The sequence below is a fragment of the Actinospica robiniae DSM 44927 genome (genome assembly GCF_000504285.1).
GTDB classification, from domain to species: domain Bacteria; phylum Actinomycetota; class Actinomycetes; order Streptomycetales; family Catenulisporaceae; genus Actinospica; species Actinospica robiniae.
The window spans coordinates 6,007,896-6,021,718 of sequence record NZ_KI632511.1; the positions used below are offsets into that span (position 1 = coordinate 6,007,896).

The 13,823-nt window shown below is 70.0% G+C and carries 10 protein-coding genes; 5 read left to right on the forward strand and 5 right to left on the reverse strand.

Annotation, left to right across the window (positions count from 1 at the left end; genetic code table 11):
• The first annotated feature begins 79 nt into the window (after nt 1-79).
• Nucleotides 80-4,051, forward strand: a complete 3,972-nt coding sequence (hrpA, locus tag ACTRO_RS25600; RefSeq protein WP_051452497.1) for an ATP-dependent RNA helicase HrpA — start codon at nt 80-82, stop codon at nt 4,049-4,051.
• A 142-nt stretch (nt 4,052-4,193) separates the two neighbouring features.
• Here hrpA and bldC read toward each other — a convergent pair whose 3' ends face one another.
• Nucleotides 4,194-4,397 carry a developmental transcriptional regulator BldC gene (bldC, locus tag ACTRO_RS25605; protein ID WP_034266952.1) on the reverse strand — a complete coding sequence of 68 codons (204 nt, stop codon included), beginning with the start codon at nt 4,395-4,397 and terminating at the stop codon, nt 4,194-4,196.
• A gap of 502 nt (nt 4,398-4,899) precedes the next feature.
• Here bldC and ACTRO_RS25610 point away from each other — a divergent pair.
• Nucleotides 4,900-5,991: a Glu/Leu/Phe/Val family dehydrogenase gene (locus ACTRO_RS25610; protein WP_034266955.1), complete on the forward strand. Its 1,092-nt coding sequence runs from the start codon at nt 4,900-4,902 to the stop codon at nt 5,989-5,991.
• Nucleotides 5,992-6,256: 265 nt separating this feature from the next.
• A complete protein-coding gene (locus ACTRO_RS46000; protein WP_084316522.1) occupies nt 6,257-6,505 on the forward strand; it encodes a DUF3073 family protein in 249 nt (82 codons plus the stop codon).
• A 301-nt stretch (nt 6,506-6,806) separates the two neighbouring features.
• Here ACTRO_RS46000 and purM read toward each other — a convergent pair whose 3' ends face one another.
• The 3 genes from purM to ACTRO_RS25625 form a co-directional block, all read right to left on the reverse strand.
• The gene (gene purM / locus ACTRO_RS25615; protein ID WP_034266958.1) at nt 6,807-7,886 is read right to left on the reverse strand and encodes a phosphoribosylformylglycinamidine cyclo-ligase; all 1,080 of its coding nucleotides are present in this window, start codon (nt 7,884-7,886) and stop codon (nt 6,807-6,809) included.
• A 40-nt stretch (nt 7,887-7,926) separates the two neighbouring features.
• On the reverse strand, nt 7,927-9,423 hold the full coding sequence (purF, locus tag ACTRO_RS25620) for an amidophosphoribosyltransferase (protein ID WP_034266961.1): 1,497 nt from the start codon (nt 9,421-9,423) through the stop codon (nt 7,927-7,929).
• Nucleotides 9,424-9,575: 152 nt separating this feature from the next.
• Nucleotides 9,576-11,756 (reverse strand): PKD domain-containing protein, encoded by a 2,181-nt coding sequence (locus ACTRO_RS25625; RefSeq protein WP_157436439.1) that lies wholly within the window; start codon nt 11,754-11,756, stop codon nt 9,576-9,578.
• Nucleotides 11,757-11,883: 127 nt separating this feature from the next.
• On the opposite strand from ACTRO_RS25625, the gene ACTRO_RS25630 reads away from it, so the two are divergent.
• Nucleotides 11,884-13,149, forward strand: a complete 1,266-nt coding sequence (locus ACTRO_RS25630; RefSeq protein WP_034261336.1) for an IS4 family transposase — start codon at nt 11,884-11,886, stop codon at nt 13,147-13,149.
• On the forward strand, nt 13,124-13,405 hold the full coding sequence (locus tag ACTRO_RS49085; RefSeq protein ID WP_051450305.1) for a hypothetical protein: 282 nt from the start codon (nt 13,124-13,126) through the stop codon (nt 13,403-13,405). The genes ACTRO_RS25630 and ACTRO_RS49085 overlap by 26 nt, the downstream gene beginning before the upstream one ends.
• Here ACTRO_RS49085 and ACTRO_RS25640 read toward each other — a convergent pair whose 3' ends face one another.
• Entirely contained in the window at nt 13,406-13,774 is a 369-nt protein-coding gene (locus ACTRO_RS25640) for a hypothetical protein (protein WP_034266966.1), read from the reverse strand. It lies immediately after the preceding gene.
• Nucleotides 13,775-13,823 lie beyond the last annotated feature (49 nt).

Consider the following 13,823-nt stretch of genomic DNA (forward strand, 5'->3'; position numbering starts at 1 on the left):
GCTCAGGCGGCGGATCCGGCCGGCCCGGGCGATAACCTGAGGCGGCCCGGGCCGCCGCCCGCCTATGCTGGTGGGCGTCATGTGCGCACAACGCCGGCCTGCCGCAGGCTCTTCCAGCACGGCCCCCGCGGGACCCGCGGCCGCCGCCCTCGCCGCTCTCCGCCCCCGCCTCGCCGAGCTCCCGCCGCGCGACGCGGCCCGGCTCCGGCGCCGGATAGAGGGCGCCCGCAAGGTGCGCAAACCGGAGGCGCTCGAGGCCATCGCCGCCGAGATCTCGGCGCAGATCGACGCCGCCATAGCCGGGCTCGCCTCCCGCGGCGCCGCCGTGCCGGAACTCCACTATCCGGAGAACCTGCCGGTCAGCGCCAAGCGCGCGGAGATCCTGGCCGCGATCCGGGATCACCAAGTGGTGATCGTCGCGGGCGAGACCGGCTCCGGCAAGACCACCCAGATCCCCAAGATCTGCCTGGAGCTCGGGCGCGGGGTGCGCGGCGTGATCGGGCACACCCAGCCGCGCCGGCTGGCCGCCCGCACCGTCGCCGAGCGCATCGCCCAGGAGCTGCGCACCGAGATCGGGCAGGTCGTCGGCTACAAGGTCCGGTTCACCGACAAGGGCGGCGCCGGCACCCTGGTCAAGCTGATGACCGACGGCATCCTGCTGGCCGAGCTCCAGCACGACCGGGACCTGCTCCAGTACGACACGCTCATCATCGACGAGGCGCACGAGCGCAGCCTCAACATCGACTTCATCCTCGGGTATCTCAAACAGCTGCTTCCGCGCCGCCCCGACCTCAAGATCATCATCACCTCGGCCACCATCGACCCGGAGCGCTTCGCCGAGCACTTCGCCGCCGCGGACGGCACGCCCGCCCCGATCGTCGAGGTCTCCGGCCGCACGTACCCGGTCGAGGTGCGCTACCGGCCCATCGTCGACCTCGAAGACCCCGACGGCGACCCGGACCGGGACCAGGTGCAGGCCATCTGCGACGCGGTCGGCGAACTGCAGGCCGAGGGCGAGGGCGACATCCTGGTGTTCCTGAGCGGAGAGCGGGAGATCCGCGACACCGCCGACGCGCTCGGCAAGCTCCAGCTCAGGCGCACCGAGGTCATCCCGCTCTACGCGCGCCTGTCCAGCGCCGAGCAGCACCGCGTCTTCCAGCCGCACGCCGAGCGGCGGGTCGTGCTGGCCACGAACGTGGCCGAGACCTCGCTCACCGTCCCGGGGATCAAGTACGTCATCGACCCGGGCACCGCGCGCATCTCCCGCTACAGCCACCGGCTCAAGGTGCAGCGGCTGCCGATCGAAGCGGTGTCGCAGGCCTCGGCGAACCAGCGCAAGGGACGCTGCGGGCGCACCTCGGACGGCATCTGCGTGCGGCTCTACTCGGAGGCCGACTTCCTGGCCCGGCCCGAGTTCACCGAGCCGGAGATCCTGCGCACGAACCTGGCCTCGGTCATCCTGCAGATGACCAACATCGGGCTCGGCGACATCGCCGGCTTCCCGTTCGTCGAGCCGCCGGACCGCCGCAACATCAAGGACGGCCTGGACCTGCTGCACGAGCTCGGCGCGATCGAGGCCGTGCAGAGCGACCACCAGCCGCGACTCACGCCCGTCGGCCGCAAGCTCGCGCGCATCCCGGTGGACCCGCGCCTGGCCCGCATGGTCATCGAGGCGGACCGCTCCGGCTGCCTGAACGAGATGCTCGTCATCGCCTCGGCGCTCTCCATCCAGGACCCGCGCGAGCGGCCGGTGGACAAGCAGACGCAGGCCTCGCAGTCGCACGCGCGTTTCGTGGACAAAGAGGCGCAGTCGGACTTCCTGACGTACCTCAAACTCTGGGACTACATCAAGGAGAAGCAGCGCGAGCTGTCCTCGAACCAGTTCCGGAAGCTGTGCAAGGGCGAGTACCTGCACTACCTGCGCATCCGCGAGTGGCAGGACCTGCACGCGCAGCTGCGCCAGTCCGTGCGCGACCTCGACGTCGTGCCGAACTCGGCCGTGGCCCAGCCGCAGGTCGTGCACCGGGCCCTGCTCGCGGGACTGCTCTCGCACATCGGCATGTACGAGCCGGAGAAGCGCGAGTTCATCGGAGCCCGCAACGCCCGGTTCGCCATCTTCCCCGGCTCGTCGCTGTTCAAGAAGTCACCGCGCTGGGTCATGGCCGCCGAACTGGTGGAGACGTCCCGGCTGTGGGGGCGGGTCGCCGCGCGGATCGAACCCGAGTGGATCGAGGAGCTCGCCGAGCACCTCGTCAAGCGCAGCTACAGCGAACCGCACTGGTCGAAGTCCGAGGAATCGGTGCTGGCCTACGAGAAGGTCACCCTCTACGGCATCCCGATCGTCGCCCAGCGCCGGATCAACTACGGCCGGATCGACCCGGAGCTCAGCCGCGAGCTGTTCATCCGGCACGCGCTGGTCTACGGCGAGTGGACCACGCGCCATCAGTTCTTCCACGACAACCGCAAGCTCCTGAAAGAGGTCGAGGAGCTGGAGAACCGCGCCCGGCGGCGCGGCATCGTCGTGGACGACGAGACCTTGTTCGACTTCTACGACCAGCGCGTGGGTCCCGACTGCGTCTCGGCCAAGCACTTCGACACCTGGTGGAAGAAGACCCGCGGCGAGCAGCCGGACCTGCTCTCGTTCGAGCGCTCCATGCTGGTCAACGAGGGCGCCGCGGCGGTCACCGAGGAGCAGTACCCGAACACGTGGCGCCAGGGCCGGCTGCGGTTCAAGCTCACCTACCAGTTCGAGCCCGGGGCCGACGCCGACGGCGTGACCGTGCACATCCCGCTGGCCGTGCTCAACCAGGTCGAGCCGGAGGGCTTCGACTGGCAGATCCCCGGGTTGCGCGAGGAGCTGGTGACCGAGCTGATCCGCTCGCTGCCCAAGCCGATCCGGCGCAGCTTCGTGCCCGCGCCCAACTACGCCAAGGCCCTGCTGGAGAAGCTGCCGGCGCACGCCGACGGACGCGGCTCGCTGCTCGACGGCCTCGAGCGGGAGATGCGCCGGATGGGCGCGCGCGATCTCGAGCGCCGGGACTGGGATCTGGACCGGCTGCCCGAGCACCTGACCATGACCTTCCGCATCGTCGACGAGCGCGGCCGCAAGCTGGCCGAGAGCAAGGACCTGGCGGCGCTCAAGGAACAGCTCAAGCCGAAGCTGCGCGAGGAGCTGTCTTCGGCGGCGGACGACCTGGAGCGCACCGGGATGCGCGGCTGGGAGGTCGGCGACGTTCCGCAGGTCTACGAACAACATCAACGCGGCGTGGCGCTGAAGGCCTATCCGGCGCTGGTGGACGAGGGCCAGACGGTCGGCCTCAAGCTGCTCGACACCCCGCAGGAGCAGGCCGACGCGATGCACCTCGGCGTGCGCCGGCTGCTGCTGCTCACGATCCCGTCACCGGTCAAGGCGATGCTCGCGGCCCTGGACAACAAGCAGAAGCTGGCTCTCGGCACGAACCCGTACGGCCCGGTTCCGCTGCTGTTCGAGGACTGCGTCGCGTGTGCGGCCGACTACCTGATGGATCAGGCCGGCGGGCCGGTCTGGGACGCGGCGGGCTTCGCCGTGCTGCGGGAGAAGGTGCGCGCGGATCTGGCCGAGACGGCCGAGAACGCGCTCGTCACCGTCGCCGACACACTCGCCGCCGCGCACGAGCTGGAGCGCCGGCTCAAGGGCACCGTGACGCTGGGGCTGCTGCCCTCGCTCACGGACGTGCGGACGCAGCTGGGCCGCCTGCTGGGCAAGGGGTTCATCTCCGCCACCGGCTACGAGCAGCTCAGGCACCTGCCGCGCTACCTGCGCGCGATCGGCTACCGGCTGGAGAAGATGGCGGACGATCCGTACCGCGACCAGTCGAACATGGCCAAGGTCGGGCAGCTCGAGCGGGAGTACGAGGACGCGCTCGCCCGGGTGCCGAAGGGCCGGCGGCCGAGCGCGGAGCTGCGTCAGGCGCGATGGCTGATCGAGGAGTACCGGGTGTCCTTGTTCGCCCAGCAGATGGGCACGGCGACCACGGTCTCGGAGAAGCGGATCCGCAAGCTGCTGGCGTGACGGGCTCCATACGGTGCCGGACACGCCGGGGACCGGGGTGGGCACCCGGTACGGCAGTCCGCCTGGGTAGCGGGACGGACTGCCGTTCGCGGCGGAAACCGGTCGGCGCCAGGCGCCGCCGGTACGTCTTGTGCGGGGCTCTTCAGCCTTCGCGCTGGGCCGGGATACCGGCCAGCAGGGCCCGCACCTCGGCCTCGCGGTAGCGCCGATGCCCGCCCAGCGTGCGGATCGACGTGAGCTTGCCGGCCTTGGCCCACCGGGTGACCGTCTTGGGGTCCACACGGAACATCGTGGCAACCTCGGCCGGGGTCAGCAGCGGCTCAGCGTCGGGCGTGCGCGCGGTCATGAGCGGCTTCCTCCATCTCCATGGTGAACGGCCCGCCAGGGCCGATTCGGCAGGATCCTCCCCGATGGTCCGTCATGCCGTCTGGTGCAAGGTCGGGCGTGCCGGTAATCGGACGAACGGCTTGTCGTTCAAGAACTAGAACTACACCATCCGGGCCCGCTTGGCCGCGAACTCTATGAAATCGATACATAGAAGAGGCAAATCACTGGAAGCAGGCAGAAGTGGCGAGGCGCCCATTTGCGGACAGTGGCGACATGGTGACTTTTCGTCATGCACCCGCCGGAACGTCGCCACAGAGGGCGGGGCGGCCATAGCAGACGTGTCCACTGTACCGACTTGAAACCGAACGATATTGGATCATGGCTGGGCGCGACAAGACCCTTGCGGCGGCCCCTCGGCGGACCCGAGGATCTAGTCTGGTCCCACCGGCGGCCCAGGAGACCCCTGATGTCCGCCGTATCAGGCGAAAGCGCCCAAGTCTCGACGAGGAGACCCCTTCGACATGAGCACCTTCTCCCCCTTCCAGTCCGGCGGACCCGAGCAGGTCATGTACTGCCACGACGAGCCGTCCGGGCTGCGTGCCATCATCGCAGTGCACTCCACCGCCCTCGGCCCCGCGCTTGGCGGCACCCGCTTCTACCCGTACGCCGACGAGGACGAGGCTCTCGCCGACGTGCTGAACCTGGCGCGCGGCATGGCGTATAAGAACGCGTTGGCCGGGCTCGACCTCGGCGGCGGCAAGGCGGTGATCCTCGGAGATCCGTCCACTGACAAGACCGAGGCGCTGCTGCGCGCCTACGGCCGCTTCGTCCAGTCCCTCGGCGGCCGCTACTTCACCGCCTGCGACGTCGGCACGTACGTGGCCGACATGGACATGGTCGCCCGCGAGTGCTCCTTCGTCACCGGCCGCTCCCCGGAGAACGGCGGAGCCGGCGACTCCTCGATCCTGACCGCCTTCGGCGTCTACCAGGCGATGCGCGCCTGCGCCGAGGACCGCTGGGGCGAGGCCACCCTGCGCGGCCGGCGGGTGGGCATAGCCGGCGTGGGCAAGGTCGGCCGGCACTTGATCGAGCATCTGAACGGCGACGGCGCCGAGATCGTGGTCACCGACACGGCCGCGGCCGCCCTCGACTGGGTGCGCCGCAGCCACCCCGATGTACGGATAGCGGACAGCACGGACGACCTGCTGGCCGACGAGCTCGACGTCTACGCGCCGTGCGCGCTCGGCGGGGCGCTCAACGACGAGACCGTGCCGCGGCTCGCCGCCTCGATAGTCTGCGGCGCGGCGAACAACCAGCTCGCCCACGCCGGGATCGACAAGACCCTGGCCGAGCGCGGCGTGCTCTACGCGCCGGACTACCTGGTCAACGCCGGCGGCGTGATCCAGGTCGGCGACGAGGCCGCCCACCTGCACGAGGGCGGGTTCAGCTTCGACCGGGCCCGGGCCAGGGCCGCCGGGATCTTCGAGACCACCCGGGAGATCCTGCGCCGGTCCAAGGCCGACGGGGTCCCCCCGGCCGCCACCGCCGACCGCCTCGCCGAGGAACGCATGCGCGCGGTGGGACGCCTGCGCGGGATCCTGCTTCCGGGCTAGCGGCCGCGCCGCGGCGCCCGGCGGCGCGTGGTGGAATCGACCATCAGCACGGAAGCCATGTATCCTCAACCGAGGTATCGAGTCCCCGCGCAGGAGAAGTTTCGGCCCCCTGCCGTACCGATTCGTCGCGGAACCAGGTACCTTTAGCTGTGTGACCGGTCTAGCGATCCCCACGTGAGGCATCGGTCACGCCAGTGACTGTGTCGTTGATCGTTGTCGAGACCCGGGGCCGTGCGAAACGCCCCGTCGTTGAGGGGGTCGAGCCATGGGGCGCGGCCGGGCCAAGGCCAAGCAGACCAAGGTCGCTCGCCAGCTGAAGTACCAGCCGGCCGGTGACCTGGACCGTTTGCGGTCAGAGCTGGGCGTAAATGATCCGCCGTCGAGGAGCAATGGTTCTCGCGACCACGAGCCCGACGACCGCTACGCGGCCTACGCGGATTATGACGAAGACGCCGAAGATGAGGATGAGGACGACGACGAGGATGACGAGGGCGACTCGTATCCTCATCGTTGATCCTGCGGTCTGCGCCGACGAGGTGAGCCTCGAAGCAGACCGCAGCCCGCACCATTTCTGAGGTCGGTGGGACCTGCGTGAAGGGTGCGCCGGACGGTTGAACCGTCCGGCGCACCTTTTCGTGGCTCTTCGGGCATCCGAGCGGGTGAGCAGACCATCCGTCGTTACGACAAACCGTCGGTCTCCCGGCCCTGTCCTCACCCGAATGGCGGACAGGGCACCGAACCTGGCCGACTCGGAACCGGGCCCGGCGCCCGCCATCGCGGACGCCGTCGCCCCCTCATGCTTCCGCGCGCCTCGCTCAGGCGGCGTAGTCGCCGGTCAGCAGCGCCGAGCCGGCGGCGTGGGCGTGCTCGCCCGGCACGATCTCGCCGAGCACCCAGGCCCGCTGGCCCAGCGCCTCGAGCTCGCGCAGCGCGGCGTCGGCCTGCCCGGCCGGCAGCACGGCCACCATGCCGACGCCCATGTTCAGCGTCTTCTCCAGCTCCAGCCGATCGATCCCGCCGACCTCGCCGACCGTCTGGAACACCGCAGCCGGCGTCCAGGACGAGCGCTCCAGCCGGGCGTGCAGCCCGGCCGGGATCACCCGGGCCAGGTTGGCGGCCAGGCCGCCGCCGGTCACGTGCGCGAAGGTGTGGATCTCGAACCGGCGGGCCAGCTCCAGGCAGGCCTTCGCGTAGATCTTCGTCGGCTCCAGCAGCTCCTCGCCGAGCGAGCGTCCGAAATCCGGAACCTGGCGGTCCAGCGCCCAGCCGGCCTGGTTCAGCAGCACGTGCCGCACCAGCGAGTAGCCGTTCGAGTGCAGGCCCGAGGAGCCGATCGCCAGCACCGCGTCGCCGGCGCGCACCCGGTCCGGACCGAGCAGCTCGTCCGCCTCGACCACACCGGTGGCCGCCCCGGCCACGTCGTACTCGTCCGGGTCGAGCAGCCCGGGGTGCTCGGCCGTCTCTCCGCCGATCAGGGCGCAGCCGGCCTGCACGCACGCCTCGGCGATGCCGCGCACGATCGCGGCGACCCGCTCCGGCACCACCTTGCCGACGCAGATGTAGTCCGTCATGAACAGCGGCTCGGCCCCGCACACGACCAGGTCGTCCACGACCATGCCGACCAGGTCGAAGCCGATCGTGTGGTGCACGTCGAGCTGCTGCGCCAGGGCCACCTTGGTGCCCACGCCGTCGGTGGAGGTGGCCAGCAGCGGCCGCCGGTACCGGGTGAGCGCGGAGGCGTCGAACAGGCCGGCGAAGCCGCCGAGCCCGCCCAGCACCTCGGGGCGGGCGGTCTTGGCCACCCACTCCTTCATCAGCTCCACGGCCCGGTCTCCGGCCTCGATGTCCACTCCGGCGGCGGCATAGGTCGCGCCGGCGCGCGCGTTGTCGTTCACGGATCGGGCCTTTCGGGGCCGGGGGCGGACGCGGGGTCCGTCAGGGGCGGGCGAGCGGGGAGGCGGCGGAGGCCGGCACCTCGAGCAGGTGCTTGCCGAGACGCTCCGGATCGGGCAGCTCCACCGGGTAGACGCCGTCGAAGCAGGCGCGGCACAGCCGGTCGGCCGGGATGGTGGTGGCCTCGATCATCCCGTCGAGGGAGATGTAGCCGAGCGAGTCCGCGCCCATCGAGTGCGCGATCTCGTCCACCGAGAGCCCGTTGGCGATCAGCTCGGCCCGGGTGGCGAAGTCGATTCCGTAGAAGCACGGCCACTTGACCGGGGGCGCGGAGATGCGCAGGTGGATCTCGGCCGCCCCGGCCTCGCGCAGCATCTTGATCACGGCGCGCTGGGTGTTGCCGCGCACGATCGTGTCGTCGACCACGACCAGCCGCTTGCCCTCGATCACCTCGCGCAGCGGGTTGAGCTTGAGCCGGATGCCGAGCTGGCGGATGGTCTGGCTCGGCTGGATGAAGGTGCGTCCCACGTAGGCGTTCTTGACCAGGCCGTGTCCGAACGGGATGCCGGACTGCTCGGCGTAGCCGATCGCGGCCGGGGTGCCGGACTCCGGGGTGGGGATGACCAGGTCGGCCTCGACCGGGTGCTCGACCGCGAGGCGGCGGCCCATGGCCAGGCGGGAGGCGTTGACCGAACGGCCGGCGATGGAGGTGTCCGGCCGGGCCAGGTAGACGTACTCGAAGACGCAGCCCTTCGGCTCGGGCTCGGCCCAGCGCTGCGAGCGCAGCCCGTCCTCGTCGATGACCAGCAGCTCACCCGGCTCGACCTCGCGGATGAAGGTGGCGCCGACGATGTCCAGGGCCGCGGTCTCGCTGGCCACCGCCCAGCCGCGCTCGAGCCGGCCGAGCACGAGCGGCCGGATGCCCTGCGGGTCGCGGGTGGCGTAGAGCGTGGTCTCGTCCATGAAGACCAGCGAGAAGGCGCCGCGCAGCTGCGGCAGCACCTGCAGTGCCGCGTCCTCGAGGCTGAGCTCGGAGCGGCTGGCCAGCAGGTCGGTCATCAGGTCGCTGTCCGAGGTGGCGCCGCGGTCCTTGCCGAGCACCTCCCCGTTCGCGCGGGCCGCGTCGACCAGCTCGCCGAGCTCGGCGGTGTTGGTCAGGTTGCCGTTGTGCCCGAGGGCTATCGCCCCGTGCGGGGTGCCCCGGAAGGTCGGCTGGGCGTTCTCCCAGACCGAGGAGCCGGTGGTGGAGTAGCGGGTGTGGCCGACGGCCAGGTAGCCGCGCAGCGAGCCTAGCGTCTCCTCGTCGAAGACCTGGGAGACCAGGCCCATGTCCTTGTAGACGAGGATCTGGCTGCCGTTCGACGCGGCGATGCCGGCCGACTCCTGTCCGCGGTGCTGCAGGGCGTAGAGGCCGTAGTAGGCCAGCTTCGCGACCTCCTCGCCCGGTGCCCAGACACCGAACACGCCGCAGGCGTCGTTAGGGTGCTTGTCTTCGCCGGGGAGTATGTCGTGGGTCAGTCGTCCATCTGGCCGCTTCACTGCTTCAGTCTACGTCATGGCCGCGGGTGTCCGATCAGTCGTTGAGAAGGCCCGGAGGGCTCCGGAGCCGCCTGGGACGCGTGCGGCCCCGGTCCGCGCGGGGAGCGCGTACCGGGGCCGAACGGTGCCGGGTCGGTGCAGGGCCGATCAGGTCAGCCGGCGGCCACGGCCACGATCAGGGCGGTGCCGTTGTGCTGTCCGGCGACGGAGCCGGTGCCGACCGTGCCGGGGAGGGCGAAGGCCCGCCAGCCCTGCCACGTGCCGTTGGTGTTGCGCACATCGGACTCGTAGGCGCCGCTGGTGGTGACGATCTCGCACAGGGCCGTGCCGTTGGGCAGGGCCGCGCTGGAGATCTGGGCCGCCCCGGATCCGATCTGCGTCCACGTGGTGGTCGCCCAGGATCCGTTGGCCTTGCGTATCAGGAGCTTCGCCAGGCCGGTGGAGGTGACTTCGGTGAACTGGGTGGAACCGTCGGGCATGCCGGCGATGCCGGCGGCCTTGACGGTGATGCCCGATTGGGCGAGCGTCTGCCAGCCTCGCCAGGTGCCGTTGGTGTAGCGGATGTCGTACAGCAGCTTGCCCGCGGTGGTGACGGCGGCGATCTGGCTGGTGCCGTCGGGCATGGCGGTGATGACTGCCTGGGCCACGCCGCTGGAGCTGGTGGGGTTGGTCCATCCGGCCTGCCAGGTGCCGCTCGCCTTGCGGATGTTCTGGAGGATCTTGTGGGTCGAGGTGACCTCGATGATCTGGGTGGAGTCGTCCCGCATGCCGGCGATGCTCACCCATTTCACCGTGGTGCCCGGTTGCGCGAGGGCGTGCCAGCCCTGCCAGGTGCCGGCGGCGTTGCGGATGTCGAGCTCGACGACGCCCGAGGTGGTGACGGCGACGAGTTGGGCGGTGCCGTTGGGCAGGGCGGTGATCGCCGCTTGGGCGATGCCGGTGAGGCCGGCCGGGGTCGGCCACGGCGGGGTCTGCGAGGTGCCGCCGGTCGAGCGGGTGCCGATCTCCAGGGTTCCGGCGGGGGGAGCGGTGGTGGTGAACGAGCTCGTGGTGCTCGCGGTGTGCCCGCCCGCGTCCGTCACCGTCTCGGTGATCTTGTAGGTGCCGGCCTTGGCGTAGGTGTGCGCGGTCGACCAGGTGCCGTCGTGATTGTCGATGCCGGGCACTGCCGGAGTGCCGTCACCGAAGCTGAAGCTGGCACCGGTGAGGTTCCAGGAGTCTGTGGAGCCGACAGACGAGGCGATCACGGAGGTTTCGGTGAGGGGCACGCCGTGCGCGTCGCCGCTTGTGCTCAGCTTCTGCTTCGCCACCAGCGGCGCCGCCGGAACCACGTTGATGATTGTGCGGACGTATGAGGCGTTCAAAGCTACGCCGTTGGGCGCCACGACGATAGCCCAGATCGTGTGGTCCCCCAGCGTGCTGAGCGACGCGGTGTAAGTCCCGTTCGCGCCCAGGGTGGTGGCCAACGGTTCGTTGTTGTCCTCGAACTCGTACGTGAGCGGGTATGACCAGGTGTCAGTCTCGGCGGGTTGCAGTGTGACCGCGCCGCCCACCGGGGCCTGCGTCGCCGAGGCGATGAGCTTTGTGGTCGCCGGCATCAGCGGGTCCTGCAATTCCACGGCGCCGCGGTCGTAGTAGTCGTAGGGGCCGACGCCGGTGGGCTTCACCAGCGGGTCGAGGACGCGCGGGTCTCCGTTGAAGTCGACCGGCTGCTCGTCCACGGCGGCGGAGTCCGCCGAGTTGACGGCCGGCGATCCCTCGTTCGCGACCGTGCCCGCGAGGCTGTTGTCGTCGTGCTGCCCCTGCCCGGTCACGGCGTAGAGCGCACTGGCCGTCGGGTAGGCCGCACCGGCCCAGTCGTAGGCAGCGGATCCGCCGGCGTAGACGTCGTTGTAGTCCGACGTCGTGCCAGGCGCGGAGCTCGCGTCGACGAGGAGGCCGTATGACTGCGGGGGAGCCACGCAAGTGTTGTAGGTGCTGTCGATGATGTTGTTCTCGAGGCTCGTGCCGACGGCCGAGCCCGTGACCGATACAGACTGACCGCAGCCGCCGATCGTGTTGCCGGTCACTGCGGTGTTGCTCGCGCCGACGATCGAGACGTTGTTCGGGCCGGTTGCGACGAGCACGTCGTTGGTCAGGACCGTGCCGTCGGCGCCGCCGTCGACCACAACGGATGACATGAGTCTCGAGTCGAGCACCGTCACTTCCGCCGCGGAGTCGGTGACGTGCAGCGCAGGCCCGGTCGCGCCCGTCGACAGGTTGAACGCGTCGTGGGTGAACGTGACATTCGACCCGCCGGCGACGACGGCGTCGCCGCCGGCGCCCGACAGCATCCTGATATTCTCGACTCGGATGTCGCTGGCGCCGGACAGGTCGAGCCCCAATGCCGCTCAGCGTAGTGGGATCATGCTTGTGACCTGTGTGTTCGTGCGGTGATTGGTGGGGCGTTACGGTCGGGGGGTGTCGCATAGTGCTGTGGAGGGCCTGTCGGGCCGTTTGACGGATCATGTGTCGGTCGGGTTGTTGGCGGCGGCGGTGCCGCGTGTGGTGATCGATGACGCGGTGGCGGAGTTCGGCAGGGGTGCGAAGCGGGCGGATGCGAAGCTTCCGGCGCATGTCATGGTGTATTTCGCGATGGCGATGGCGTTGTTCGCGGACGAGGACTATCAGGAGGTCCTGACCCGGTTGACCGAGGTCCTGAAGGATTGGGGGCGTTGGGACGCCGGGTGGGAGTGTCCCGGGTCGGGCGGGATCACCCAGGCGCGCAAGCGTCTGGGTTCTGACGTGGTCCGGGAGGTGTTCGAGCAGGTTGCGCAGCCGGTGGCGGGGATGCTGACGCGGGGGGCGTGGCTGGCGGGCAGGCGGATGGTCTCGATCGACGGGTTCGAGTGGGATGTGCCGGACAGTGCGGCGAACGCGGGGTACTTCGGGTACGCCGGTTCGGGCGGCAACCGGTCGGCGTTCCCGAAGATGCGGGTGGTGACGTTGGTCGAGTGCGGCTCGCGGGCTCCGATCGGCGCGGACGCGGGGCCGTGCGGCGGCAAGGGCAGCGGGGAGCAGTCCGCGGCGCGTCGGCTCTACCGGTTCCTCGACCAGGACATGCTGTTGTTGGCCGATCGCAACTTCTACTCGTTCGCCGACTGGTGTCAGGCGTCGCAGACGGGTGCTGAGCTGCTGTGGCGCCTGGGTGACACGATTGCGCTGCCGCTGGTCGCCAAGCTCGGGGACGGCTCGTACACCTCGGTGGTGTTCGCGTCGCGTACCTCGGCGAAGGTCCGTGAGCAGGTCCTGGCGGCGGCTCGGGCGGGGGCGGATCTGGAGGAGTTCGAGGATCGCGCGCGGCTGGTTCGGGTGGTGGAGTACGAGGTGGCGGACCGGGGCACCGCTGGGGAGCGGGAGCTGTTTTGCCTGCTGACGACGCTGCTGGATGCGCGCAGTGCCCCGGCCGCGCTGCTGGCGGCGGGATATCACGAGCGGTGGGAGCACGAGCAGGCGAACGCGCAGGCCAAGACGGTTCTACGGGGACCGGGGAAGGTCATGCGGTCCCAGAGCCCTGACATGGTGATCCAGGAGCTCTACGGCTACCTGCTCACCCACTATGCGATCAACTCCCTGATCTGTCGGGCCGCGACCGAGGCGGACATCGACCCGGACCGGGTGAAGTTCACCAACGCGGTCCGCATCATCCGCCGCCGGATCGATGATCCGGCGGCCTTTTCCCCCTGAGGGCCTGGCGGCCCTGCTCGAGCGGTTCAACACGGAGATCACCGCACCGCGCGAGCTGCATCGCGAGCGGCGCCACCGTTCCTACCCGCGCGTGGTCAAACGGGCACGTCACAACCAGTACGCCGTGAAGAAGGCCACTGATGTCGGGGTACGCCACGCCGGGCCGCCGACCCTACGCATCGCCAACCTCCCGCCGGCACGCCAAGTGCTGCATCCGGGACGGATCAGCACGGGAAACCTCGAACTCACCGCATGATCAATCTACCGTGAGCGGCATTGGGTCGAGCCCGGTCGCCACCGCACCCTTGAGGAAGGTCTCGTTCACTCCCGCCACGGCGTTGCCGTCGAACACGATCGGCTCGGACGCGGTACCGGAGCGGGTGATCGTCGTCGCGGCGTACGTGCCTGCGACGATGTTGACGACGTCGCCCGGGTCGGCGATGTCCGCGGCGGCCTGGATCGTGCAGAAGGGCGCCGCGCTGGTGCCGCTGCCCGCGTCGGTGCAGCTGGAGTTCGTGTTGTTGACGTACAGCGTGTTCTGGCCGTCGGCAGTCGCCGCGACGGGCGCCAACGAGGCTGTAGCGATGAGCGCCGCCGCGGACGCGGCGATGCTTCGAGAACGCATGTCCCCCCACCTCTTATTCTGTTGTGCAGCCTGGCATCCCGCACGGGAA

What these genes read in the sequence shown, in the direction of transcription:
- ACTRO_RS46000 (WP_084316522.1), top strand. Translation starts at nt 6,257, where the DNA reads ATGGGGCGCGGCCGGGCCAAGGCCAAGCAGACCAAGGTCGCTCGCCAG.
- bldC (WP_034266952.1), bottom strand. Translation starts at nt 4,397, where the DNA reads ATGACCGCGCGCACGCCCGACGCTGAGCCGCTGCTGACCCCGGCCGAG.
- hrpA (WP_051452497.1), top strand. Translation starts at nt 80, where the DNA reads ATGTGCGCACAACGCCGGCCTGCCGCAGGCTCTTCCAGCACGGCCCCC.
- ACTRO_RS25610 (WP_034266955.1), top strand. Translation starts at nt 4,900, where the DNA reads ATGAGCACCTTCTCCCCCTTCCAGTCCGGCGGACCCGAGCAGGTCATG.
- ACTRO_RS25640 (WP_034266966.1), bottom strand. Translation starts at nt 13,774, where the DNA reads ATGCGTTCTCGAAGCATCGCCGCGTCCGCGGCGGCGCTCATCGCTACA.
- ACTRO_RS25625 (WP_157436439.1), bottom strand. Translation starts at nt 11,756, where the DNA reads ATGCTGTCGGGCGCCGGCGGCGACGCCGTCGTCGCCGGCGGGTCGAAT.
- ACTRO_RS49085 (WP_051450305.1), top strand. Translation starts at nt 13,124, where the DNA reads ATGATCCGGCGGCCTTTTCCCCCTGAGGGCCTGGCGGCCCTGCTCGAG.